The 24,236-nt window shown below is 71.5% G+C and carries 20 protein-coding genes; 6 read left to right on the top strand and 14 right to left on the bottom strand.

Annotated features, from left to right (window positions below):
* Positions 1–4: 4 nt before the first annotated feature.
* Entirely contained in the window at positions 5–1,366 is a 1,362-nt protein-coding gene (locus tag BLT28_RS38520) for a replication-associated recombination protein A (protein WP_030430092.1), read from the bottom strand.
* Positions 1,367–1,497: 131 nt separating this feature from the next.
* On the opposite strand from BLT28_RS38520, the gene BLT28_RS38515 reads away from it, so the two are divergent.
* Genes BLT28_RS38515 through BLT28_RS38505 form a run of 3 tightly spaced genes read left to right on the top strand, consistent with a single transcriptional unit; the run spans position 1,498 to position 4,505 of the window.
* Positions 1,498–2,130, top strand: coding sequence for a uridine kinase family protein (locus BLT28_RS38515; protein ID WP_231950557.1), 633 nt, complete (start codon positions 1,498–1,500; stop codon positions 2,128–2,130).
* 56 nt (positions 2,131–2,186) lie between these two features.
* Positions 2,187–3,797 carry an alkaline phosphatase D family protein gene (locus BLT28_RS38510; RefSeq protein WP_030430094.1) on the top strand — a complete coding sequence of 537 codons (1,611 nt, stop codon included), beginning with the start codon at positions 2,187–2,189 and terminating at the stop codon, positions 3,795–3,797.
* Positions 3,798–3,854: 57 nt separating this feature from the next.
* Positions 3,855–4,505 carry a TetR/AcrR family transcriptional regulator gene (locus tag BLT28_RS38505; protein WP_030430095.1) on the top strand — a complete coding sequence of 217 codons (651 nt, stop codon included), beginning with the start codon at positions 3,855–3,857 and terminating at the stop codon, positions 4,503–4,505.
* On the opposite strand, the gene BLT28_RS38500 is transcribed toward BLT28_RS38505, so the two are convergent.
* Positions 4,466–5,362 (bottom strand): TetR/AcrR family transcriptional regulator C-terminal domain-containing protein, encoded by an 897-nt coding sequence (locus BLT28_RS38500; protein WP_030430096.1) that lies wholly within the window; start codon positions 5,360–5,362, stop codon positions 4,466–4,468. The genes BLT28_RS38505 and BLT28_RS38500 overlap by 40 nt on opposite strands.
* Before the next feature lie 105 nt (positions 5,363–5,467).
* On the opposite strand from BLT28_RS38500, the gene BLT28_RS38495 reads away from it, so the two are divergent.
* Together BLT28_RS38495 and BLT28_RS38490 are read left to right on the top strand one after the other, a co-directional pair.
* Positions 5,468–6,010 (top strand): GNAT family N-acetyltransferase, encoded by a 543-nt coding sequence (locus BLT28_RS38495; protein WP_052407417.1) that lies wholly within the window; start codon positions 5,468–5,470, stop codon positions 6,008–6,010.
* A gap of 1 nt (position 6,011) precedes the next feature.
* Positions 6,012–7,142 carry a C45 family peptidase gene (locus BLT28_RS38490; protein WP_030430098.1) on the top strand — a complete coding sequence of 377 codons (1,131 nt, stop codon included), beginning with the start codon at positions 6,012–6,014 and terminating at the stop codon, positions 7,140–7,142.
* Here the strand turns inward: BLT28_RS38490 and BLT28_RS38485 are convergent.
* Positions 7,139–8,233 carry a pyridoxal-phosphate-dependent aminotransferase family protein gene (locus BLT28_RS38485; protein WP_030430099.1) on the bottom strand — a complete coding sequence of 365 codons (1,095 nt, stop codon included), beginning with the start codon at positions 8,231–8,233 and terminating at the stop codon, positions 7,139–7,141. The genes BLT28_RS38490 and BLT28_RS38485 overlap by 4 nt on opposite strands.
* 126 nt (positions 8,234–8,359) lie before the next feature.
* Here BLT28_RS38485 and BLT28_RS38480 point away from each other — a divergent pair, with 126 nt between their 5' ends.
* Positions 8,360–8,854 (top strand): pyridoxamine 5'-phosphate oxidase family protein, encoded by a 495-nt coding sequence (locus BLT28_RS38480; RefSeq protein ID WP_030430100.1) that lies wholly within the window; start codon positions 8,360–8,362, stop codon positions 8,852–8,854.
* Between the two features lie 142 nt (positions 8,855–8,996).
* Here the strand turns inward: BLT28_RS38480 and BLT28_RS38475 are convergent, their stop codons facing one another.
* From BLT28_RS38475 to BLT28_RS38425, 11 genes are all read right to left on the bottom strand, one after another.
* Positions 8,997–10,223, bottom strand: coding sequence for a phosphotransferase family protein (locus BLT28_RS38475; protein ID WP_030430101.1), 1,227 nt, complete (start codon positions 10,221–10,223; stop codon positions 8,997–8,999).
* Positions 10,224–10,418: 195 nt separating this feature from the next.
* Positions 10,419–11,372, bottom strand: coding sequence for a DUF389 domain-containing protein (locus BLT28_RS38470; protein ID WP_030430102.1), 954 nt, complete (start codon positions 11,370–11,372; stop codon positions 10,419–10,421).
* Between the two features lie 4 nt (positions 11,373–11,376).
* Positions 11,377–13,167 carry an aspartate--tRNA ligase gene (aspS, locus tag BLT28_RS38465; RefSeq protein ID WP_030430103.1) on the bottom strand — a complete coding sequence of 597 codons (1,791 nt, stop codon included), beginning with the start codon at positions 13,165–13,167 and terminating at the stop codon, positions 11,377–11,379.
* 77 nt (positions 13,168–13,244) lie between these two features.
* Entirely contained in the window at positions 13,245–14,576 is a 1,332-nt protein-coding gene (locus BLT28_RS38460) for a threonine/serine exporter family protein (RefSeq protein WP_052407418.1), read from the bottom strand.
* A gap of 384 nt (positions 14,577–14,960) precedes the next feature.
* On the bottom strand, positions 14,961–16,115 hold the full coding sequence (locus tag BLT28_RS38455) for an acyl-CoA dehydrogenase family protein (protein ID WP_030430105.1): 1,155 nt from the start codon (positions 16,113–16,115) through the stop codon (positions 14,961–14,963).
* On the bottom strand, positions 16,115–18,058 hold the full coding sequence (locus tag BLT28_RS38450) for an acetyl/propionyl/methylcrotonyl-CoA carboxylase subunit alpha (protein WP_030430106.1): 1,944 nt from the start codon (positions 18,056–18,058) through the stop codon (positions 16,115–16,117). Before BLT28_RS38450 ends, BLT28_RS38455 begins: the two co-directional genes overlap by 1 nt.
* Before the next feature lie 9 nt (positions 18,059–18,067).
* Entirely contained in the window at positions 18,068–19,666 is a 1,599-nt protein-coding gene (locus tag BLT28_RS38445) for an acyl-CoA carboxylase subunit beta (RefSeq protein WP_030430107.1), read from the bottom strand.
* Positions 19,663–20,805 (bottom strand): acyl-CoA dehydrogenase family protein, encoded by a 1,143-nt coding sequence (locus BLT28_RS38440; RefSeq protein ID WP_030430108.1) that lies wholly within the window; start codon positions 20,803–20,805, stop codon positions 19,663–19,665. The genes BLT28_RS38445 and BLT28_RS38440 overlap by 4 nt, the downstream gene beginning before the upstream one ends.
* Complete coding sequence (locus BLT28_RS38435; RefSeq protein WP_030430109.1) at positions 20,802–22,508, bottom strand: acyclic terpene utilization AtuA family protein; 1,707 nt, start codon at positions 22,506–22,508, stop codon at positions 20,802–20,804. The genes BLT28_RS38440 and BLT28_RS38435 overlap by 4 nt, the downstream gene beginning before the upstream one ends.
* Complete coding sequence (locus BLT28_RS38430; protein WP_030430110.1) at positions 22,505–23,296, bottom strand: TIGR03084 family metal-binding protein; 792 nt, start codon at positions 23,294–23,296, stop codon at positions 22,505–22,507. The genes BLT28_RS38435 and BLT28_RS38430 overlap by 4 nt, the downstream gene beginning before the upstream one ends.
* On the bottom strand, positions 23,293–23,889 hold the full coding sequence (locus BLT28_RS38425; protein ID WP_052407430.1) for a TetR/AcrR family transcriptional regulator: 597 nt from the start codon (positions 23,887–23,889) through the stop codon (positions 23,293–23,295). The genes BLT28_RS38430 and BLT28_RS38425 overlap by 4 nt, the downstream gene beginning before the upstream one ends.
* Between the last annotated feature and the right edge of the window lie 347 nt (positions 23,890–24,236).

Raw genomic sequence — 24,236 nt, 5'->3', positions numbered from 1 at the left:
CGCCCTAGTCCGGCGGAGTGTCGCGGGTGACGCGGCGGAGCTTGGGAAGGCGCTCGGCCAGCACGCGTTCGGCACCGTGGTTGGTCGGGCGGTAGTAGTCCTTGCCGACGAGTTCGTCAGGGGCGTACTGCTGCGCGAGCACACCGCCTGGCGCGTCGTGCGGATAGCGGTAGTTCTGCGCGTGGCCCAGACGTTCCGCGCCCTTGTAGTGGCCATCGCGCAGGTGCGGTGGCACCGGGCCGACGGCGCCCTTGCGCACATCGCGGGACGCCTCGTCGATGGCCGTGATCACTGCGTTGGACTTGGGCGCGGTGGCGAGGTGGATGGTGGCCTGGGCGAGGGCGAGCCGTCCTTCCGGCAAGCCGATGAGCTGCACGGCCTGTGCGGCGGCGACGGCGGCCTGGAGCGCGGTGGGGTCGGCCATGCCGATGTCCTCGCTGGCGTGCACGACGAGGCGGCGGGCGATGAAGCGCGGGTCCTCGCCCGCCTCGATCATCCGCGCGAGGTAGTGCAGCGCGGCGTCGGGGTCGGAGCCGCGGATGGACTTGATGAACGCGCTGATCACGTCGTAGTGCTGGTCGCCGTCGCGGTCGTAGCGCACCGCCGCTTTGTCCACTGTGGACTCAAGTGTGGCGAGGTCGATCTCGGCGGCGCCCGTGGAGCTGGCCGATTCGGCGGCGGCCTCCAGCGCCGTCAGCGCCCGGCGCGCGTCGCCCGCGGCGAGCCGGACGAGGTGGTCCTCCGCGTCCTGGGCGAGGGTCGGCGCTCCCCCGAGCCCGCGCTCGTCCTCGACGGCCCTGCGCACCACCGCGCGCACGTCGTCGTCGGTGAGCGAGCGCAGTTGGAGCACGAGCGACCGCGAGAGCAGCGGTGACACGACGGAGAAGAACGGGTTCTCCGTGGTCGCGGCGACGAGCAGCACGACGCGGTCCTCCACCGCGCCGAGCAGCGCGTCCTGCTGCGTCTTGGAGAAGCGGTGCACCTCGTCGATGAACAGCACGGTGGACTCGGCGGCCCGGCCGAGGCGACGGCGGGCCTCCTCGATCACCGAGCGCACTTCCTTCACCCCGGCCGACAGCGCGGACAACGCGACGAAACGCCGCCCGGTCGCCTTGGAGACGAGCGTGGCCAGGGTGGTCTTGCCGGTCCCCGGCGGGCCGTAGAGCAGCACCGATGCGGGCGCGGCGCCCTCGACCAGCCTGCGCAGCGGCGCACCGGGGCCGAGCAGGTGCTGCTGCCCCACCACCTCGTCCAGCGAGCGGGGCCGCATGCGCACGGCCAGCGGCGCGTTCGCGGCGATCTGCTCGTCGGCCCGCTCGGCCACCTCCTGCCCGAACAGCCCGCCGTCGAAGAGTGCGTCGTTCACGTCCGGGACGCTACCCGCCCGCACCGACACTCTCCTCCGCGCCGGGTGGGCACGAAGACGGGGAACCGCGCAGGCCGAGGAGATGACCTGCGCTGTCGGAATCGAGGCCCCACGTGCGAGACTTGTTCCCCGTGTCGTCTTCCACCCTTCGCGCGCGCGTCGTGTTGCTGGCCGGTCCGTCCGGCTCCGGGAAGTCCACCCTCGCCGCCCACCTGGGCTGGCCCGTGCTCCGGCTGGACGACTTCTACCGCGAGGGCCGCGACCCGCTGCTGCCGCGGGACGGCACCGGCGCGGTGGACTGGGACCACCCCGAGGCGTGGAACGCCGGGGACGCCGTCGCCGCGATCACCGAACTGGCCGAATCCGGCCGGGTGCGGGCGCCGATCTACGACATCGCCACTGACAGCCGCTCGGGCGAACGCACGGTCGCCTGCGCGGATTCGCCGCTGTTCATCGCCGAGGGCCTGTTCGCCGACCGCATCGTGGACGGCTGCCGCGCGGCCGGGGTGCTGGCCGACGCACTCGTACTGGCGCCGTCGGCGTCGCTGACCGCCGCGCGCCGGTTCGCCCGCGACGTGGCCGAGGCTCGCAAGCCCGTGCCGGTGCTGCTGCGCAGGGGCCTGCGCCTGTGGCGGGAACAGCCGCAGGTGGTGCAGCGCTGCGTCGCCGCCGGGATGCGGCGCAGCAAGCCCGCCGCCGCACGAGCGGAACTGCGCCTGCTTGCCGCTCGGCAAGCCTTGCGGGGCAACGAGAAGGTCAGCTGATGAATACCTGATCGTCGGGCTTCCGCCGGAGCGCGGGTTGCCGGTAGGCCAGAAACATGAGCATCCCTCTCGATCGGCGTACCCTCCTGCGCGCCACGGGCCTCGCGGTGGGCGCGGCCGGGCTGACCGCCCTGCCCGCCACGGCGACCTCCGGCGAGGTCTTCCAGCACGGTGTGGCCTCGGGCGACCCGCTGCCCACCACGGTGCTGCTGTGGACCCGCGTCACGCCCACGCCGGAGTCGCTTCCCGGCTCCGGTGCCGGCCCCGACGTCGACGTGCGGTGGCAGGTCTCAGCGGACCCGGCGTTCACCCAGGTGATCACCGAGGGCACCGTCACGACCGGCCCCGGACGGGACCACACGGTCAAGGTCGACGCGACCGGACTGAGCCCCGCGACCACCTACTACTACCGGTTCCGGCTCAACGAAGCGGTTTCCGACACCGGCACCACCCGGACCGCGCCCGCCGCGGACGCCGCGGTGCAGCACCTGCGCTTCGGCGTGGTCTCCTGCTCGAACTGGCAGGCCGGGCACTTCGCGGCGTACCGGGTGCTGGCCGAGCGCGGCGACCTGGACCTGGTCGTGCACCTCGGCGACTACCTCTACGAGCACGGGCCCGGCGAGTTCCCGGTGGGCTACGCCGTGCGCCCGCACTCCCCCGCGCGCGAGGTGCTGACGCTGTCGGACTACCGCAAGCGCCACGCCCAATACAAGACCGACCCGCACCTGAAGCGACTGCACGCGGCCGTGCCGTGGACGATCACCTGGGACGACCACGAGGTCGCGAACAACGCCTGGTCGGGCGGGGCGGGCAACCACGACCCGGCGACCGAGGGCGACTGGGCGGCCCGGCGCGCCGCGGCCCGCAGGGCGTACTTCGAGTGGATGCCCGTGCGCAACACCGGCGACCGGCTCTACCGCAAGCTGCGCTTCGGCACGCTCGCCGAGCTCTCCATGTTGGACCTGCGTTCCTACCGGTCCAAGCAGGTGAAAATCCTATCCGGCGAAGTTGACGACCCGAAGCGCTCGCTGGCCGGTGGCGAGCAGCTGACGTGGCTGGTGGACGGGCTGGTCTCGTCGACGGCGCGGTGGAAGCTCGTCGGGAACCCGGTGATGATCTCGCCGACGCTGATCCCACCGCTGCCGTCGAACATCCTGGGGCCGCTGCTGTCGCTGCTGGGTCTGCCCGCCGAGGGCGGGGTGGTGTTCACCGACCAGTGGGACGGCTACACCGCCGACCGCCGCACACTGCTGGATGCCTTGGGGCGCAACAAGGTCACCAACACCGTGTTCCTCACCGGCGACGTGCACTCGTCGTGGGCGTGCGACGTCCCGGCCGACGCGGGCCTCTACCCGCTGAGCCCGTCGCTGGCCACGGAGCTGGTCTGCCCGTCGGTGACCTCCGACAACATCGACGACATCCTGCACGTCCCACCGCGCACCGCCGCGGTGATCGCGGAGAAGGCGCTGCGCGGGCTCAACCGGCACGTCAAGTGGGTGGAGTACGACTCGCACGGAGCCGCCGTGCTGGACGTGACGCCGTCCTCGTTGCGGATGGACTGGTACTTCCTGGCCGACCGGACCAAGCCGGACAGCTCCGCGCGCCTGGCCAAGTCCTTCCGGGTCCGCAACGGAACGCAGCGTGTCGAGGAGGTCGACCCGTCGTGAGCGCACGGGGAGGCGTGGCGGCCCACGCCTCCCCGGCACGGAGTTAAGCTGCGCGCCGTGGCCGAGCAAGGTCTGCGCGAGCTGAAGAAACAGGCGACCCGCAAGCACATCTCGAAGGTGGCGGTCGGGTTGTTCCTGGCGCGCGGCTTCGACAACGTCACGGTCGCGGAGGTCGCCGCGGCGGCCGGGGTGTCGAAGATGACCGTCTTCACCCACTTCCCCCGCAAGGAGGACATGTTCCTCAACCGGTTCACCGAGTTCGTCGCCGGTGTGGAACGGGTGCTCGCCGGGCGGGCGGAGGGAGAGTCGATCGTCACCGCGCTGCGCGGGCACCAGCACCACCTGCTCGCGACGGGCAACGCGCTCTCCGGCGTCTTCCAGGGGCTGGTCCCGCTGTGGCGCGTGCTGCAGGCGAGCCCGGCGCTGGCGGGCCGGATGCACGAGCAGACCGCGCAGATGCGCGAGGCGCTGACCGAGGCGCTGAAGGCGGAGTCGGTCGACCCCACGACGGCCCGGCTGTTCGCGACGCAGATCACCGCCACCATGGCCTCGATCTTCGAGGCCGCCGTGGACCGCATCCTGGAGGGCGTCCCGATCGAGGAGGTCCGGCTGCGGCAGGCGCGGGTGATCGACGAGGCGTTCGACCTGCTGGAGAACGGGATGGGCGACTACGGCGCGCGCAGCCGGGCCTCGATGCCCGCGAGGTGACGGCGCAGGGCGTGCTCGAACAGCACGTCCAGGTTCTCCGGGACCCCGGTGCTGAGCGCGGCCAGCCGGGGGAACCTGCCGGAGGCGAACAGCGCCCGCACCTCGGCCTCGTGCTCCAGCCACCACTGGTTGGTCGTCAGGCCGGTCGCCCGCACCGCGGCCTGCTCCGCCGCTCCCGACAGCGCCAGGCCGCGGACGAAAGCGGGCAGCGTCAAGGCTTCCCGCGCCTGCTCCTCCTTGGTCAACGGCAGGCCGTGCAGTGCCTCCATCGTCCACTCGGTGTGCAGCATCGCCTCGGGGATCAGCAGCGGACGCGTCACCGAGATCAGTTCGGGCAGCCAGGGGTGCGCACGGTAGAGCGCCCACTGCAACCGGCACACGACGGCCAGCCGCTCCCGCCAGCCCCTCGGCGGTGGATCGGGCAGCGGACGCGTGCGGAAGACCTGGCGCAGCATCAGGTGCACGAGCTCTTCCTTGCCCGCGATGTGCCGGTACAACGACATCGGCCCCGCTGCCAGTTCCGTGGCGAGCCTGCGCATCGACACCGCTTCCAGCCCTTCGGCGTCGGCGACGCGGATGGCCGTCGTGGTGATGCGGAACCGGGTCAGGGTCTGGCCGGGCGGTGGTTCCCGGCGCGGCTTCGCCCCTCTGCTGCGCACAACCGTCCCCGCCCCGGGGTGGGCCTCCACCAAACCCTCTTGCCGCAACAGGTCCAGGGCTTTGGCCGCCGTCGCCATCGCCACGCCCCACTCGCGGGTCAGCGCCCTCGTGGAGGGAACGCGCTCGCCGGGGCGCAGCTCACCCGCCTCGATCCGGGCCCTGATAGCGGCGGCGATGCTCCGGTACGGCGGGGTCATGCCTCAAAGTGTACTAGTACACATGTCGACGGCGACCTGGGGTTTTGCGGCACAACACCCTGACTTCATTGCGATTCGCGGGAGGACGTCGGCACAGTCTTCGGCGTGAGGTCGATACAGCGTACGCAGCTCGCCACCGGGATCCTGTGCGACGCCTTCGCGGCGGACCCGGTGGTCACGTGGATGTTCCCAGGCCCGGTCGAACAGCGCCGGGCCTCGGCGGCACGGGTGTTCGCCCCGCTGGTCGAGGCGTCGGCCGCGGCGGGCGAGCTGGCCGTGCTCGACGACGGCGCCGCAGCGGTGTGGCTTCCGGTCGCGGCTGGGCAGGACTTGGCCGCGGGACCGGAGGTGGAGCTGCCACCGCGCCTGCGATCGCTGGTGAACGCATTGGCGCGCAACCACTCCACCGAGCGCGATCACCTCTATCTCGCGTTCGTCGGTGTCGCGCAAGGCAAACAGGGGCGAGGCCTCGGCGGCAGGCTGCTCGCGGAACGGCTGCGTCGCGCCGACGTCCCGGTCTACCTGGAAGCGAGTTCGGCGCGCAACGTGCCGCTGTACGAGCGGCACGGGTTCCGGCTCACCGGAACAACGATCACCTTGCCCGACGGGCCCGTCGTGTGGCCCATGTGGAGAGAGCAGGAGAACTGACATGGCTGTGCAGAAGGACATCATCGCGGGCACGAACGCGGACTTCATGATCGTGCGGGAGTTGACCGTCTCGGGCGAGCAAGAGGAGATCGGCCGAGCGCTGGCGGAGGAGGCGGCGCGCTCCTACGGCTGGCGCCCGGTACCGGCCGACCGGCGGACGGCCCGCGCGCGGCGGCTGTGGTTCGAGCGCAACTGGCCGCAGCACCATGAGCGTATGCGGGGCGCGGCTTTGGCTCTGGGGCTGGATTTCGAGGCCGATGAGTACTATGTGGACGGTCTCAGCGGCGTGCCGAACGGCTCCGCGTGCTCGGCCACCTTCCTCCCGCCGGGCGCGACCGAGGAGGGCCGGGGACTGCTCGGCCGCAACTACGACTTCTTCACCACGAGCGCTGCGGACCTGTTCGCGATGCTCAGCGGCGGCCAGCCGACCGGGGGCTCCGAACCGCCGATGGCGTCGCGGCCCTTCGTGGTGCGCAGCAAGCCGACCGACGGTCCAGCGACCACGCTGATCACCATGGACACGCTGGACGGCTGCATGGACGGGATCAACGAGCACGGGCTCGCGGTGGTGCTGCTGATCGCCGACGCGGAGACCGCGGGCGAGCCCGTCGCCGCGGGGCCACAGGTCGGCCTCTCCAGCATCCAGCTCCCCCGCTTCGTCCTGGACACCTGCGCGACGGCGGAGGAGGCGAGGGCCGCGCTGCTCGGCGCGAAGCAGTACGACCTGGGCACTCCGCTGCACTACCTGATCGCTGATGCCAGCGGTGACTGCTTCGTGTGGGAGCGCGACGCGGGCGGGGACGAGCACATCACCGACGGCGACGGCGGCGCCCTGTGCGTGACGAACCACTTGCTGCACAAGCACTCCGGCGAACTCCCTGCCGACAACGCCGAGACGATGCTGACCTACGAGCGCCACCGCAGGCTCAGCAAGGAGACCGAGGCCAGGCTGTCCGGAGCGGGCGTGCGCGCGGCGGTGGACGCCGTGAACTTCGACGCCGTCGGCGCCGACGTGCCCTACCCGATCCGGACCCTGTGGCGGTCGGTGTTCGACCTCGGCGAGCGCACCCTGTCGGCGCGCTTCTACCTCGCCGACGACCGCTACTCCGACGAACTCACCTTCACCTGCTAGAGCACCTTGCGCAGGGCGCCGAGGAGCAGTTCGACGCGGTCCATCCTGGCGTTGTGGCCCATCAGGCCGATCCGCCAGACGGTGGCGGCGAACTCCTTGGCGCCCGCGCCGATCTCGATGCCGAACTCCGTCAGCAGGCGCTTGCGGACCGCCGCCGAGTCCACCCCGTCCGGCACCCACACCGAGGTCAGCTGGGGCAGCCGGTGGCCCTCGGCGGCGAAGAGCTTCAGGCCCATCTCCTCCAGGCCGTTCTGCAGGGCCGTGCCGACGAGGCGGTGCCGCTCGAAGACCTCGGGCAGCCCCTCCTCCAGCACCCGGCCCAGTCCGGCGTGCAGCGAGGCGATCATCGCCACCGGCGCGGTGTGGTGGTAGGTCCGGCCGCCGCCCGCGCCGCCGCTGACGTAGTCGCCGATCAGGCCGAGGTCGAGGTACCAGGTCGGCGGGTGCGGCACCCGTCGCGCCCAGGCGCGCTCGGACACCGTGAACGGCGCGAGGCCCGGCGAGACACCGATGCACTTCTGCGTCCCGGAGTAGGCGAGGTCCACGCCCCAGTCGTCGATCAACACCGGCGAACCGGCCAGCGAGGTCACGCAGTCGGCGATCACCAGCACGCCCTCGTCCCGCGCGCGGACGGCGGCGGCGAGCGCGGCGATGTCGCTGCGCACACCGGTGGAGGTCTCGGCGTGCACGGCCGCGACGATCGCGGGCCTCGGGTGAGCGTCCAGCACCCGCTGCGGGTCGACCGGCTGACCCCACTCGTGGTCGACGCGGACCACCTCGGCGCCGTAGCGCCCGGCGACATCGCACATCCGCTCGCCGAACAGGCCGTTCACCGCGATGACGGCTACGTCGCCCTTGCGCACGGTGTTGGCGAAGGCGGCCTCCATGCCGATGGACCCCGTGCCGGACAGCGGCAGCGTCCGCCGGTTGGCGGTGCCCCACACGGTGCGCAGCCGCGCGCAGGTCTCGTCGAGCAACCGCAGGAACTCGGGGTCGAGGTGGCCGAGCAACGGCGCACCCAGGGCGAGCGTCGCCTCCGGGTACGGGTTGGACGGACCGGGACCCAGCAACACGCGATCGAGCAGAGCCATGCACGCACCCTAACCGGCTCGTTCTCCGGCCACATTTGCACGTGCCACCGAATTTCACCCGGGATGTCGAGAACGGCGAACGCGCTCCGTCCCAGGGGCACCTACCCCTCCCGGAAGGAGCCGGCCGTGCAGCCGAACGAGATCACCGAGGTCCTGAACCGCCCGCTGAGCCAGGAACTGCTGGCCCGCGACCTGACCAGGCTGTCCTACGTCGCCAAGGACGGCACGCCCCGCGTCGTCCCGATCGCGTTCACCTGGAACGGCTCGGAGATCGTCATGTGCACCACGACGAACGCCCCGAAGCTGCCGTCCCTGCGCGCGAACCCGATGGTCGCGCTGACGATCGACACCGAAGCCCACCCGCCCAAGATCCTGCTCGTCCGCGGCCGCGCCGAGCTGGACCTCGTCGAGGGCATCCCCGCCGAGTACCTGCAGATGAACGGCAGCTACGAGATGACTCCGGAGCAGCGCGTCGCGTGGGAGGCCGAGGTCCGCTCGCTCTACGACGGCATGGTCCGGATCGTGGTGACCCCGACGTGGGCCAAGCTGATCGACTTCGACACGACCCTGCCCAGCGCCGTCGAAGAACTCGTCCAGCGGCGCGCCGCACGCACTGAATGAGTCATTCGGTGCGTTCAAGTACCTCAATGACTCATTCAGTGCGTAAGGAGAACGGCGGACGGTCAGCCGCACCGCCGCGTCGACTACTGTTGCGGCGTCATCGGCGGCAGCCCGGCAGACGCCCGGGACCGCGGCCGGTTCACTAGCGGAAGGCCGGGTACAGCGGCAGCCGCTCGGCCTCCGCCCCGAACCGGGAAACGATTGCTTCGGCAACGGCGCGAGCGTGCTCGGCGACCGCGATCCGCCCGCACGCCACCGCGTCGGTGTGCAACCGCCGCCACCGGTCGGCGAGCGCGGCGCTGCGGCGCGGCGACACCATGTTCGGGTCGATCGGGCCGTCCTGCTCGGTGGTGCGCGGCAGCAGCCACCAGGTGGACAGCCACACCCACAGCACCTGCGCGTCGAGCAGCCTCGGCAGCAGCACCGCGTCGTCGTCCAGGTCCGGCCACACCACGCTGACCTCGGCCCGCCACGCGGCGAGCATCGCCTCGGTCATGCCCGGCGGCAGCGAGAAGGAGCACCAGCAGGACGGGAACGGCACCCGCAGGTAGGCCGCGTCCAGCGCGATGTCGCGCATGCAGCCCCACTCGAAGTCCAGGAACCGCACGCCCTTGCTGGTCACGAGGTTGTTGTCCGGGCAGACGTCCGAGGGGCTGAACGCGCGGTAGCGGGTGCCCTCCAGCAGGTGCGCGGTACCGGCCGCGTGCGCCTCCGCGTCCGGATTCCGTTGCACGCCAAGGGCTTCCGACAGGAGTTCGGGCAGCTCGGTGAGCGCGACGCGGGCCTCGTTGGCGATCGGGTCCCGCCACGAACGTTCGCCGAGACGACGCATCAGCGCGTCGAAGTCCGCCTCACGGCCCGCGGTGGTGGCGTGCAGCCTGCCCAGCGCGCGGGCCCACGCCAGCAACGAGCTCTCCGCGGCCCGCGGGTCCTCGCCGAGCAGCTTGTCCGCCAGGGTCGGCGCGCGGCCCAGGTCCTCCATCACCAGCACGCGCTCGGCCACCCCGTGCGCCATCAGCTCCGGGCTGACCCGTTCCGGCGCGGTGAGCGCGGTGAAGAGCTGGCTGCTCGCGGCCTCGTGGGCGAAGGGATCGGGCCTGCCGTTGTCGGTGTGGTCGTGGTAGTGCTTCACGACCATGGTCCGTGGCAACGAGAACGGCGTCTCCGCGACCCGCACCCGCAGCACCACGGAACGGTCGCTACCGCCGAGGTCCTCGTCGGCGTCCAGCCGCACGGGCGCGCCGAAACGACGACTCAGCACGGACTCCGCCGCCGCGACGGTCGTCGCGGCTTCGACGTCGGAGCGCACGGCATTGTGCGGTTCCGCGGTGTGCGGTGCCGCCAGGCCGGTGGTGATGTCCACGCTCATCGTCACCGAACCTACCCCCGCCACTCGCTACGTTCCGACATGATCTGGTTACACTCCGGCAAACGCGCACCACCGCCGAGGGACACGGCCACGGTGATACCTCCTGGGATCGCTACCCAAACATCTCAAGGATGACGTTTCCGCACGGTCTCGTCACTCGCGCAACGGGTGACGAGGGGATGACATTTCCGGTGTTCACCCGGCTGCCAGCGGGCGGCCGTTGGCCCCGGCGGAACTGAACCGGTTCCGCCGGTACCTCAGCCACAACACCAGCGCCGCTGCGACCACGATGCCCAGCAGGTTGACCGCGAGCTGCGCGCTGGACTCCAGCGCCTTGCCCCAGTCGCCGAGCACCGCGGCGACCGCCGCGTAGCCCGCGGCGGGCACGGTGGTGACCGAGATGAACACGCCGACCAACGCCGCGGACTTGGCCGACGTCATGGCGAGCATCCCGGCCGCGCCCGCCAGCAGCGCGACGATCAACGAGAACGGTCCCACCTGGTAGACGAAATCCACCTGGTGCTGGGCGCCATTGAACACTTCACGGTCGAACAATCCACCCGTTTCGCCCAACGCCGCCGCGCCCGCGGTGACCAGCATGGCGAGTGGGAAGCCCACGCCGATGGCCAACGCCGCCCGGCGGACGAGGTCCCAGCGGCGCAGCACGAGGCCGACCGCGATCGCCGCCAGCGGCCCGAACTCCGGGCCCACCACCATCGCGCCCACGATCGTCACCGGCGAGTCGGTGACGACACCGACCGCGGCGAGCAGGCAGGCCAGCGTCATGAACGCCTGGAACGTCGTGGTGAGCCGGGATTCCTCGCCCGTGCGCGCGATCAGCTCCTCCCAGACCACCGCGTCCGCGCCGTCGCCGGGAGCGTCGGCCTCGGCGCGGTCGGCCGCGTCGGAGAGCGAGGTGTCGATGGTCTCCAACGTGATCGCGCCGTCGTGGTCGAGCTGCATCGCGCACAGCTCGGCCAGCACGTCGTCGGCGGCCTCCCGCGCGACATCGGCCTCGACCACGTCGCCCGCGGGCTCCAGGCCCGCACCGGGCAACAGGACCAGGTGAGTGGCGCCCGCCGCCGCGCGGAGCACACCGAGTACCGCCTCGGTGCGCTCCGGCGGACAGACGATCCGCAGGTGCAGCACGGGGTCAGCTCCCCGCGCTCTCCTTCGGCTCCGTGGGCTTGGGCTTGAAGTCGACCCCGGCTTCCTTGCGCTGCTGCGCCGTGATCGGCGCGGGCGCGGAGGTCAGCGGGTCGAAGCCGCCACCTGACTTGGGGAAGGCGATGACGTCGCGCAGCGAGTCGGCCTTGGCCAGCAGCATGCAGATGCGGTCCCAGCCGTAGGCGATGCCGCCGTGCGGGGGCGCGCCGTACTTGAAGGCGTCGAGCAGGAAGCCGAACTTCTCCTGCGACTCCTCCTCGGACAGGCCCATCACCTCGAACACGCGCTTCTGCACGTCGGCGCGGTGGATACGGATCGACCCGCCACCGATCTCGTTGCCGTTGCAGACCATGTCGTAGGCGTAGGCCTTGGCGGCGCCCGGGTCCTGCTCGAAGGTGTCGACGCAGTCCGGGGTCGGCGAGGTGAACGCGTGGTGCAGCGCGGTCCACTTGCCCGAGCCCACCGCGACGTCGTCGCTCTCGTCCGCGGCCTCGAACAGCGGGAAGTCCACCACCCACGCGAACGCCCAGGCGTCCTCGTCGATCAGCCCGCAGCGGTGGGCGATCTCCACGCGGGCCGCGCCGAGCAGGGCGCGCGCGGCGTTGGGCTTGTCGGCGGCGAAGAAGATGCAGTCGCCGGGGTTGGCGCCCGCGGCCTTGGCCAGGCCTTCGCGCTCGCTCTCGCTGAGGTTCTTGGCGATCGGGCCGCCGAGCGTGCCGTCCTCACCGACCAGCACGTAGGCCAGGCCCCTGGCGCCGCGCTGCTTGGCCCACTCCTGCCAGGCGTCCAGCTTCTTGCGCGGCTGGCTCGCCCCGCCCGGCATGACCACGCAGCCGACGTAGGGCGCCTGGAAGACGCGGAACGGGGTGTCGGCGAAGTACTCGGTCAGCTCGGTCAGCTCCACGCCAAAGCGCAGGTCCGGCTTGTCACTGCCGTAGCGGGCCATCGCGTCCGCGTAGCTGATCCTCGGGATCGGCAGCGGGATCTCGTGGTCGGCCAGCTCCTTCCACAGCGCGGAGATCACCTGCTCGCCCAGCGCGATCACGTCGTCCTGGTCGACGAAGCTCATCTCGATGTCGAGCTGGGTGAACTCCGGCTGCCGGTCGGCGCGGAAGTCCTCGTCCCGGTAGCAGCGGGCGATCTGGTAGTAGCGCTCCATGCCGCCGACCATCAGCAGCTGCTTGAACAGCTGCGGCGACTGCGGCAGCGCGTACCAGGAACCCGGCTGCAGCCGCGCGGGCACCAGGAAGTCGCGGGCGCCCTCGGGGGTGGAGCGGGTCAGCGTCGGCGTCTCGATCTCGACGAAGTCGTTGGCGTGCAACACCGTCCGCGCGATGCGGTTGACCTCGCTGCGCATCCGCAGCGCCCGGGCCGGGCCGGAGCGGCGCAGGTCGAGGTAGCGGTGCCGGAGCCGGATCTCCTCGCCCGCCTCCACGTGCTCGTCGAGCGGGAAGGGCAACGGCGCGGACTCGTTGAGCACCTCGAGGTCGGTGGTGGTGATCTCGACGGCGCCGGTGGGGATGTCGGGGTTCTCATTGCCCTCGGGGCGGACCTCGACGGTGCCGACGACGCGCAGGCAGAACTCGGCGCGCAGCCGGTGCGCGCGCGTGGCCATCTCGCCCTCGCGGAAGACCACCTGGACCACGCCGGAGGCGTCCCGGAGATCGATGAAGATCACCCCGCCGTGATCGCGACGCCGCGCCACCCAGCCGGTGAGGGTGACGGTCTGGCCTGCATGCTCGGCGCGGAGACTTCCGGCCTCGTGCGTGCGCATCACGGGAGTGCTTCTCCTTGGTCGGGTGTTTCGAGCCTGCCAAGGCTAGCTGGCCAGCTCGGCGCACCTCGTCCGGGTCACTACCGCAGCGGGCCGCTGAACCTCGGGCCGGCGAGCCTGCGCTCCAGGCGGCTCAGCCCGGTGCGCACCGGCTGGGCCAGGTACTCGCCGAGCACCACGCCCGCGGCCAGGGCCAGGCCGATGCCCAGCGCGAGGAACAGCGCCTGCATCCCGCCCGCCACGTCCTGGTCCACCGTGAGCTTGAACAGCGCCTGGTAGGTGGTGAGACCGGGCAGCAGCGGGGTGATCCCGGAGACCGCGATGGCCAGCGGGGAGACCTTCAGCCGCCGCGCGACCACGCCGCCGACGAAACCGATCAGCGCCGCCGCCCCGGCCGAGGCGACGATCATGTCCGTGCCGATCAGCATCAGCGCGCCGTAGCTGGCCATGCCCGCCGCCCCGGCCAGCCCGGCCAGGAAGAGGGTGCGCAGCGTGGCGTAGCTGGCCAGGGCGAAGCAGAACGAGGTCGCCGCGCCCGCCGCGATCATCGCGGGCAGGTGGGCCAGCAGCGGCGGGATCGGCTCGCCCACGGTCAGCGGGGAGCCCAGGACCACGCCGAGCTTGAGCACCAGCACCACGCCGATGACCAGTCCGATCGTCATCAGCGTGATCTCCATGGCCCGCCCGGCCGCGGTCACGTTGAAGCCGGTGATCGCGTCCTGCACGGCGCCGACGAGGGAGAGCCCGGACAGCAGCACCACGATGCCCGCGGCGATGACCAGCGTCGGCCGCAGCGATCCCTCGCTGCCCTGCAGGGCGTTCACCCCGAGCGCGATGCCCGTGGCCAGCGCGCCGCCGATGACCTGCTGGAAGAAGAACGGCAGCGCGATGCGGTTGACCATCCGGCCGATCCGGTCGATCAGCGCGGTCGCCAGGGCCGCGATCACCGCGAGCAGCAGCCCGCCGCCGAGCAGCACCGCCACCGCCGCGGCCATCCCGGACCAGGCGAGGGTGGCCACCCAGCGCGGGTAGGGGTGCGGTGCCGAGCTGATCTCGTCCAGCACCAGCCTGGCCTGCTCCGTGCTGAGCCCGCCGCGCGCGATCCGCCGCACCAGCCGCTCCACCTCGGCCAGCCGCGTGTAGTCCATGCTGCGCGAGCGGACCACGCGGGTCGTGGTCACCGGCGCCGCGGTGTAGCCGCGGTGGCAGCAGATGGTGATCGACGTGAAGATCACGTCGACCTCGCAGCTGGGCATGCCGAGCGCGTTGGTGACCGTGAGCATGGTCGAGGTGACGTCGGCCGCGCCGGCACCGCTGGCCATCTGGAGTTCACCGATGCGCAGCGCGAGGTCGAGCACCTGGTGCACCGAGGCGTCGTCGGGGACTTCGGGGCCGTACAGCATGGTGGGCATGATCGCCGCTCGCCCGGCTGCCCGCTGGTCGGCCTCGCCTCCCTCCCCACGCCGCACCCGGAACGCCCGAAACGCCAGACCCACCACTACCCCCACCGCATAGTCGCCTCACCTGGGGCATCGACGGATCACCGCGGCGCGTTGCACAGGTCGATCATTGCGCTCGTCACACCACCGCTCGTTCGGAGCACCGCGCGGCCCCACAGGTTCCGCGTTCGCGCGGCGAATCGCGTCCAGCAGGGCCACCGGACAGAGCTGGCAGCAGGACCACCTCGGCGCCGGAGAGCTTCCTGAAGACTTTTCACACCGACTCGGCAGCTTCCTTTCCCGGGCAAGGGTTTCGGCTCATCCACCTCCCCTCTCGACTCGATGACTCCTCGCGTCTCAGTAGGACTTCGGCAGTCCCAAGGAGTGCTGGGCGACGAAGTTGAGGATCATCTCCCGGCTGATCGGAGCGATCCGCGCGACGCGCGCCGCGGCCCACAGCGTGCCGACGCCGTACTCCGTCGCCATCCCGTTGCCACCGTGCGTCTGCACCGCGGTGTCCACGGCGTTGATCACCGCCTCGCCCGCCGCGTACTTCGCGATGTTGGCTGCCTCCGCCGCGCTCGGATCGTCGCGGTCGTAGGCCCACGCCGCCCGCTGCACCGCCAGCCGCGCCAGCTCCAGTTCCACGTGCGCCTTGGCCAACGGGTGCGCGATGGCCTGGTGCGCGCCGATCGGATCGCCCCACACGCTGCGGGTGCGCGCGTAGTCGCCGGCCTTGCCCAGCGCGTACCTGCCCATCCCCGTCGCGTACGCGGCCACGGTGATCCGCTCCGGGTTGAGCCCGGCGAACAACGCGGTCAGCCCCGCGTCCTCGCCGCCGACCAGTGCCTCGGCCGGGAGCCGCACGTCGTCGAAGAACACCGTGTACTGCCGCTCCGGCGCGGTGATCTCCATCGGGATCTCGTGCCGTTCGTAGCCGGGGGCGTGGGTCGGCACGATGAACATCGCGGGCCGGAGCTTGCCCGTCCGCGCGTCCTCCAGGCGCGCCACCACCAGCGTCGCGTCGGTCTCGTCCACGCCGGAGATGTAGTACTTCCGCCCGCTCAGCCGCCAGCCGTCGCCGTCCGGCCGCGCGGTCGTGCTGATGTGGTGCGCGTTGGAACCCGCGTCCGGTTCGGTGATCGCGAAGGACATCTTCGTGGAACCGTCGGCGAATCCCGGCAGCCAGGTCTTGCGCTGGTCCTCCGTCCCGGACTTGGCGATCACCGTCGCGGCGATCGCCGGGGAGACCACGATCAGCAGCAGCGGACAACCACCCGCCGCCAGTTCCTCGCACACGATGGCGAGTTCGGTGATGCCCCCGCCCCCGCCGCCGTACTGCTCGGGAACGGCGACGCCGAGGTAGCCGAGCTGGCCCGCCTCGCGCCACAGCTCGTCGGTGCGCTCACCGCGCTTGGACTTCTCGACCCAGTAGCCGTGGCCGTACTTCGCGGCCAGCGCGGCGACCGCGGCCCGTAAGGCCCGCTGTTCGTCGGTCTCCCGGAAATCCACTACCCCTCCTCCTCAACGCCCACCACGGCCAGCACCGCGCCCGCCTCCACCTGATCTCCCACCTTGACCTCGATCGCCTCGACCACCCCGGCACCCGGGGACCGCACCGAGTGCCGCATCTTCATGGCCTCCAGCACGACCAGCTCCGCGCCCGCCTCGACGCGCCGGCCCGCCTCGGCCACGATTTCCACCACGGTCGCGGGCATCGGCGCGAGCAGCGACCCCTCGGCGATCGACTCGGCCGGATCGGTGAAGCGCGGAATCCGTTGCAGCGCAACCGATCCCAGGTCGGAATCGACGAAGACGCGGTCGCCGTACGTCGCGACGTGGAACGTCCGTCGCACCCCGGCGACGTCGAAAGTAACCCGGTTTTCCCCGCTGTCAAACAGGACCACGTCCTCATCGCAGAGGAGCCGTCCGCGCTCCAGCCGGTAGGCGACCTCGTGCTCGCCACTCGATCCGGCGAATCTCTTGCGCTGCAACTGAGAGGGGAGATTGCGCCACCCGGGTGGAATCGCCGGATGGGTCCGGCGATCCGCGCTGCTCTCGGCGACGGCGGCGGCCAGAGCGGACAGTCGCTCTGTGCGATTTTCACCCAGGCGTCGCACCACCCGATGGGTTTCGAGGAAAGAAGTGTCCGTCTCCCCTGCTACAAAAGCCTTATGCCGCAACACGTCGACGAGAAGATCGCGATTGGTCCCCGGACCGTGCAGCCGCGCCCCGGCCAACGCCGAGGCAAGCCGCCTGGCCGCGGCGACCCGGGTCGGCGCCCATGCGATCACCTTCGCCAGCATCGGGTCGTAGTGCGTCCCGACGACCGATCCGCTCTCCACCCCGGAATCCAGCCGCAGCCCGTGCACGGAAGCGCCCACCGCGAACTTCGTGTCCACTGTGGACAATTCGAACCGGTGCAGCGGACCGCTCTGCGGGCGCCAGTCCGCCGAGGGGTCCTCCGCGTAGAGGCGCACCTCGATCGCGTGCCCGCGCACCGCGGGCGGTTCCTCCGGGAGCCGGGCGCCTTCGGCGATCTCCAGCTGCGCCCGGACCAGGTCGACACCGGTGACGCACTCGGTGACCGGGTGCTCGACCTGAAGCCGCGTGTTGGTCTCCAGGAAGAAGAAGTCTCCCTCGGGGGACAACATGAACTCGACGGTCCCCGCGCCGACGTAGTCGATCGCCCGAGCCGCGGCGACGGCGGCCGAGCACAGGGCGGCGCGCAGTTCGGCGTCCACCGCGGGCGACGGCGCCTCCTCGACGACCTTCTGGTAGCGGCGCTGGATCGAGCACTCGCGCTCACCGAGCGCCCACACCGTGCCGTGCCGGTCGGCCAGCACCTGGACCTCGATGTGCCTGCCGCGCTCCAGGTAGGGCTCGCAGAAGACGGTGTCGTCACCGAACGCGCTGCCCGCCTCGGCGCGGGCGGAGCGCACGGCCTCGTCGAGCTCGGCGAGCGTCCGCACGATCCGCATGCCGCGCCCGCCTCCCCCGGCGGAGGCCTTCACCAGCACGGGCAGATCGGCCTCGGTGACCGCGGCCGGGTCCAGCTCCGGCAGCACCGGCACCCCGGACTCGGCCATCAACCGCTTCGCGGCGACCTTCGACCCCATGGCCTCGATCGCCTCCGGCGCCGGGCCGACCCAGGTCAGCCCCGCGTCCAGGACGGCGCGCGCGAACTCCGCGTTCTCCGACAGGAACCCGTACCCGGGGTGCACCGCGTCGGCCCCCGCGTCCCGGGCGGCGCGGATCAGCAGCTCGCCGCGGAGGTAGGTCTCCGCGGGGGCGGCGCCTGGCAGCCGTACCGCCACGTCCGCCTCCCGCACGTGCGGCGAGCCGGCGTCGGGATCGGAGAACACCGCGACGGTGCGGATGCCGAGCACCCGGCAGGTCGCGATCACCCGCCGGGCGATCTCGCCCCGGTTGGCGATCAGCAGGCTGGAGATCACTGTCGCTCCTCACATCCGGAACACGCCGAACCGCTCGGCACCGGCCACCTCCGCGCTGTGGATCGCGGAGAGGCAGATGCCGAGGACGGTCCTGGTGTCCCTGGGGTCGATCACGCCGTCGTCGTAGAGGCGGCCGGACAGGAAGGGCGCGAGGGACTGCTCCTCGATCTGCTGCTCGACCATGGCCCGCAGCCCGGCGTCGGCCTGCTCGTCGTAGGGCTGTCCCTTGGCGGCCGCCGCCTGCCGCGCCACGATCGAGAGCACGCCGGCCAGCTGGGCGGGCCCCATCACCGCGGACTTCGCGTTGGGCCAGGTGAACAGGAACCGGGGGTCGTAGGCCCTGCCGCACATGCCGTAGTTGCCCGCCCCGTAGGAGGCGCCCATCACCACGGTCAGGTGCGGGACCGTGCTGTTGGACACCGCGTTGATCATCATCGCGCCGTGCTTGATGATCCCGGCCTGCTCGTAGTCCTTGCCGACCATGTAGCCGGTGGTGTTCTGCAGGAACAGCAGCGGTGTGTCGGAGGCGTTGGCGAGCTGGATGAACTGCGTCGCCTTCTGCGCTTCCGCGCTGAACAGCACACCCCTGGCGTTGGCCAGGACCCCGACGGGATAGCCGTGCAGCGAGGCCCATCCGGTGATCAGGCTCGTCCCGTAGGACGGCTTGAACTCGTCGAAGTCCGAGCCATCGACCAGGCGCGCGATCACCTCGCGCGGGTCAAACGGCTCGCGCAGGTCCGTCGGCACGATGCCCAGCAGGTCCTCGGGGTCGTGCACCGGCTCGACGACCGGCGACGCCGGGCCGGGCCCGTGCTTGCGCCAGTTCAGCCGGGCCACGATGCGGCGGCCGATGCGCAGCGCGTCCGGCTCGTCCTCGGCGAGGAAGTCGGCGAGGCCGGAGGTCCTGGCGTGCATCTCGGCCCCGCCCAGCGACTCGTCGTCGGACTCCTCGCCGGTGGCCATCTTCACCAGAGGCGGCCCGCCGAGGAAGACCTTGGCGCGCTCCTTGACCATCACCACGTAGTCGCTCATCCCGGGCACGTAGGCACCGCCCGCGGTGGAGTTGCCGAAGACCAGGGTCACCGTGGGCACGCGGGCCGCCGACGCCCTGGTGAGATCGCGGAAGAGCCTGCCGCCGGGGATGAAGATCTCGCTCTGGCTCGGCAGGTCGGCGCCGCCGGACTCCACGAGGTTGACCACCGGGAGCCGGTTCGCCATGGCGATGTCGGTGGCGCGGAAGGTCTTGCGCAGGGTCCACGGGTTGCTGGCACCGCCGCGCACCGTGGGGTCGTTGGCGACGATCAGGCACTCGACACCGGAGATCACGCCGATGCCGGTGACCACGCTCGCGCCCACCGCGTAGTCGGTGCCCCAGGCCGCGAGCGGGGACAGCTCCAGGAAGGCGGAGTCCTCGTCGATCAGCAGCTCGATGCGTTCCCTCGGCAGCATCTTCCCGCGCTTGTGGTGCCGGTCGACGTACTTCTGCCCGCCGCCCGCCAGCGCCTTGGCGTGCTCCGCGGCCAGGTCGTCGAGCTTGGCGAGCATCGCCTCCCGGCGCGCCAGGTGCCCGGGATCCTGTGTGTCCACTGTGGACTTCAAGACGGTCACGCCGTGTACCCCATCCGCCGGGCGGCCAGGTCCGCGAGCACCTCGCTCGCCCCACCGCCGATGCCCAGGATCCGGGAGTCCCGGTAATGCCTCTCCACCTCGGCCTCCCGCATGTACCCGAAGCCGCCGTGCAGCTGCACGGCCGCGTCCACCACGAAGTCGCACGCCCGCACGGCGGCGTTCTTCGCCATGCACACCTGCGCCACGACCTCCTTGCCCTCCGCGACGTCCAGCACCACCGAGCGCACGTAGGTCCTGGCCAGCTCGATCTGCTGGGTCATCTCCACCAGGCGGTGCCGCACCAGCTGACGGCTCACCAACGGCCTGCCGAAGGTCGAGCGGTCGCGCACCCACGCCAGGGTCAGCTCAAGGCACCGTTCCGCGGTCGCGTACGCCTGCACGGCAAGGCTGAGCCGCTCCACCTGGAACTGGCGCATGAGATGCGCGAACCCGCTGTCCTGCGCGCCGACAAGGTTCCGCGCCGGCACTCGGGCGTCCACAAAGGACAGCTCAGCCGTGTCCGAACAGTGCCAGCCCATCTTCTCCAGCCTGCGGCTGACCGTGAACCCCGGCGTAGCGCGCTCCACCACCAGCAGGCTCACCCCGCCCCAGCCGGGCTCGCCCGTCCGGACCGCGGTGGTGACGAAGTCGGCCCGCGCCCCGGAGGTGATGTAGGTCTTGGCCCCGTTCACCAAGTAGTGGTCGCCGTCGCGCACCGCGCGGGTGCGCAGAGCGGCCACGTCGGAACCGCCGTCCGGCTCGGTCACGGCGAGCGCGCCGATCAGCTCACCGGCCAGGGTCGGCCGCACGAACCGGTCGATCAACTCGTCCCCGCCGGCCTCGGCGATGTGCGGCAACGCGATGCCATGGGTGAACAGCGCCGCGACCAGTCCCGAGGAGCCGCCCGCGCGGATCAGTTCCTCGGTGACCACGGAGACATCGACGAGATCGCCGCCCTCACCGCCGACCTTCTCGTCGAAACCGATGCCGAGCAGTCCCGCGTCGGCGGCCTCGCGGTGCAGGGAACGGGGGACCTCGCCCGCGCGTTCCCAGTCCGCGAGGTACGGCCGGACCCGGTGCTCCACGAAGGCGCGCACGGAGTCTCGAAGTGCTTGCCGTTCCGGGGTTTCGAAGCTCATCGCTCCCCCGTCAGCACCGATACCGGCAGATCGGTCACCCGGGCGCGCAGCCACTCGCCCAGCGCCTTGGCCTGGGGATCGAACCGGGTCGAGGAGGCGACCCCCTCACCGAGCAACCCGTGCACGACGAAGTTCACCGCGCGCAGGTTGGCGAACTGGTGGCGCTCCACGTCCAGATCGGCCACTTCCGGCAGCAGCATGCGGAGCCGGTCCACGGTGAGTTCGTGCACCAGCCACCGGAAGCCCGCGTCGGACCGCGCCCACACACCGAGGTTGGCATCGCCTCCCTTGTCACCTGAGCGCGCACCGAACACAGTGCCCAGGGGAGCCTTCTCGGTCGGTTCCTGCGGTGACGGCGGGATCTCGTCGTCCCAGGAGAGGAGCCGGTCCGGCTGGTCATGGCCGACCTCGGCGATCTCGACGCGGTCGCCGCCGGGCAACACGGCGACGTGCGGGACGGCCTCCCTGGGCACGTAACCCGCGCGGTAGACGCCGAAGGGCGTGCCGTCGGCGGGTGGAGCGGTGACGTGGAACCCGGGATAGGACGCGAGCGCGAGTTCGACCGCGGCGCGGGAGAAGGCCTTGGCCCGCTTCGGATCCGTGGTCTTGATGGTGACGTGGAGCAGGGCGCTCGCCGTCTCCTCGGTCTCGGCGTCGGCGTGATCGGTGCGGGCCAGGGTCCAGGTCAGGCCCTCCGCTCCGATCGCGGACTCGAGCTGGCGCCGGACGAGGTCGGCCTTCGGCTCGACGTCCAGTCCACAGAGGACGAACGTGGTGGTGTTGCGCCACCCCCCGACGGTGTTCAGGCAGACCTTCAGCGTGGAAGGAGGTGGAAAACCGCGGACGCCGGAGATCCGGACCCGGTCCGGGCCCTCCTGGGTCAGTTCGGCGGTGTCGAAACGGGCGGTCACGTCCGGGCCCGGATAGCTCGGCCCGCCGATCTCGTAGAGCAGCTGCGCGGTGACGGTGTCCACGGTCACCGCTCCCCCGGTGCCCGGGTGCTTGGTGATGACCGAGCTGCCGTCGGAGTGCAGCTCCGCGAGGGGAAATCCCGGACGGTCGAGGTCGGCGATCTCGGTGAAGAACGAGTAGTTGCCGCCGGTGGCCTGCGCCCCGCACTCCAGGACGTGGCCCGCGGCGGTGGCACCGGCGAGCTGGTCCAGGTCATGCGCGCTCCACCCGAAGTGCGCGATCGCGGGCCCGACCACCAGGGACGCGTCGGTGACCCGGCCGGTCACCACCACGTCCGCGCCCGCGCGCAGGCACTCGGCGATGCCCTGCGCACCGAGGTAGGCGTTGGCGGTCAGCGGTTCACCGAGGCCCAGCTCGGCGGCCCGCCCCCGCAGGTCGTCGCCCTCGACGTGGGCCACCGACATCGCGAGGCCGAGGCGGTCCACCAGCTCGCGCAGGGCGTCGGCGAGCCCGGCCGGGTTGAGGCCGCCCGCGTTGGCGACGATCCGCACGCCCTTGTCCTTGGCCAGCCCGAGGCCGGTCTCCATCTGCCGGAGGAAGGTCTTGGCGTAGCCCAGCTTGGGGTCCTTCATCAGGTCCCGGCCGAGGATGAGCATGGTCAGCTCGGCCAGGTAGTCGCCGGTGAGCACGTGCAGCGGGCCGCCGTCGAGCATCTCGCGCACCGCGCTGAACCGGTCTCCGTAGAAGCCCGAGGCATTGCCGATCAGGAGAGGAGAGCTGACCGCACTCATGAGAACTGCCCCGCCGTCCGGCCGCCACCGGGTGGACCGGCGAAGGCCTGGGCGATGCCCAGCCATGTCCGCGCCACCTCTCCGGTCGCGGTCACGTCGAGGTCGTCGAGGTGGCGCCGCTGGGTGACGAGCAGGCAGAAGTCCAGCGCCGAGCCGGTGACCCGCTGCTCCGCGTCCTCCGGTCCCCACGACCAGACCGCGCCCTCCGGTCCGGTCAGCTCCACCCGGACCGGGTCCTCGGGTGCGGACATTCCGTTGGCCTGGAAGGCGAATCCCCGCGTGCGCACGCCGAGGTGGGCGATGTGCCGCAGCCGGGCGGTGGGGCGGCGGGTGGCGCCGAGCGCGTCCACGACGTCCTGGCCGTGCGCCCAGGTTTCCATGATTCGCGCTGTGGCCATGGACAGCGGTTTCATCGGCGGGCCGAACCAGGGCAGCTTGGTGTCCGGGTCGGCGAGCGCGAGCGCCGCGGTCAGCTCGCTGCGCCCACGGCGCCATCGGCGCAGCAGCTCCGCCGGGTCCTCGACCGCGCCTTCGGCGGCTCCGGCCTCCACGAAGCCGGTCGGATCGGCCAGCGCGTCGCCCAGCTCGGCGGTGAACTGCTGCGGGTCGCGGATCGACAGCACGGACAGCCGGTCCGTCCACGCGAGGTGGGAGACCTGGTGCGCCACGGTCCACCCCTCAGCGGGCGTCGGCGTGCGCCAGCTCTGGTCGTCGAGGCCCGCGACCAGGGCATCGAGCTCGTCGCCCTCGGCGCGCAGGTCGGCCGACAGCGCGATCAGGTCCGTCATCGGTTCCCCTCGTCCTCGGAGGTCTGCTGATCGGTGCGCTTGTGAGCGGCGGCGTTGGCGAGGTCCCGGTCGAGCGTCCTCGCCCAGTGCCGGACGATCCGCTCGCGGCGGCGGGTGTCGTCGGAGAGCTGCGCCGCCAGCGCCAGTCCCCGAGCCAGGTCGAGCGTGGTCTGCACGGCCACCCGTACCGCGGCGTCGGAGTCGTCGACGCCGAGCAACTCCACCGCGAGCCGGTGGGTCTCCCGACCGAGGCGGGCCTGGAGCGGGAGCACGACCTTGTGTAGTTCGGCATCGGTGCGCGCGGCCACCCACAGTTCCAGGGCGGCGGTGAACAGCGGGCTGGCGAAGAAGTCGGCGATCAGGCCGACCACGGCGACCGTGCGCTCGTCGGAGCCGCTGATCTCGGCAGCCCGCTCGCGCAGCACCTGCACGCTCTCCGCACCCACGTGCTCGACGGCGGCGGTGACCAACTCGGCCCGGGTCGGGAAGTGGTGCAGCTGGGCGCCTCGCGAGACCCCGGCGCGCTCGGCGACCAGAGTCGTCGTCGTGCCCGCCCAGCCTCGCTCCACCAGGCACTCCACCGTGGCGACCATGAGTTTTCGCCTGGTCTCCCGGCTGCGGTCGGCCTGGCGTTGCCGGGTGGTCGCGGGTGCGGTCGCGGTCTCGGACACGAGCCGAGTCTCACCTCCAACTAACAAACAGTCAAGCCTGCTTGTTAGTTCATCGGTTGTCAGCAGCTCGGTCAGCCCGTGACGCTCTCTCCGCTCACGCCGGATTCGCCGGGCCCCTACGGAGTCGCGATCGCGTTGCCGGGAAAGGGTTGGACGGTGTGCAGGCCGGGCTTGTAGCTTGCGCTGGACCGTGACATCGCCCGAGGAGGTGAGACCCATGAACGCTGTAGCGCTGTGGGTGCTCCCCCATCCCGTCACGGCCGGCGATT

Origin of the sequence: Allokutzneria albata (assembly GCF_900103775.1) — a bacterium.
Classification (GTDB): domain Bacteria; phylum Actinomycetota; class Actinomycetes; order Mycobacteriales; family Pseudonocardiaceae; genus Allokutzneria; species Allokutzneria albata.
This window is presented reverse-complemented; position numbering and strand designations above follow the sequence as displayed.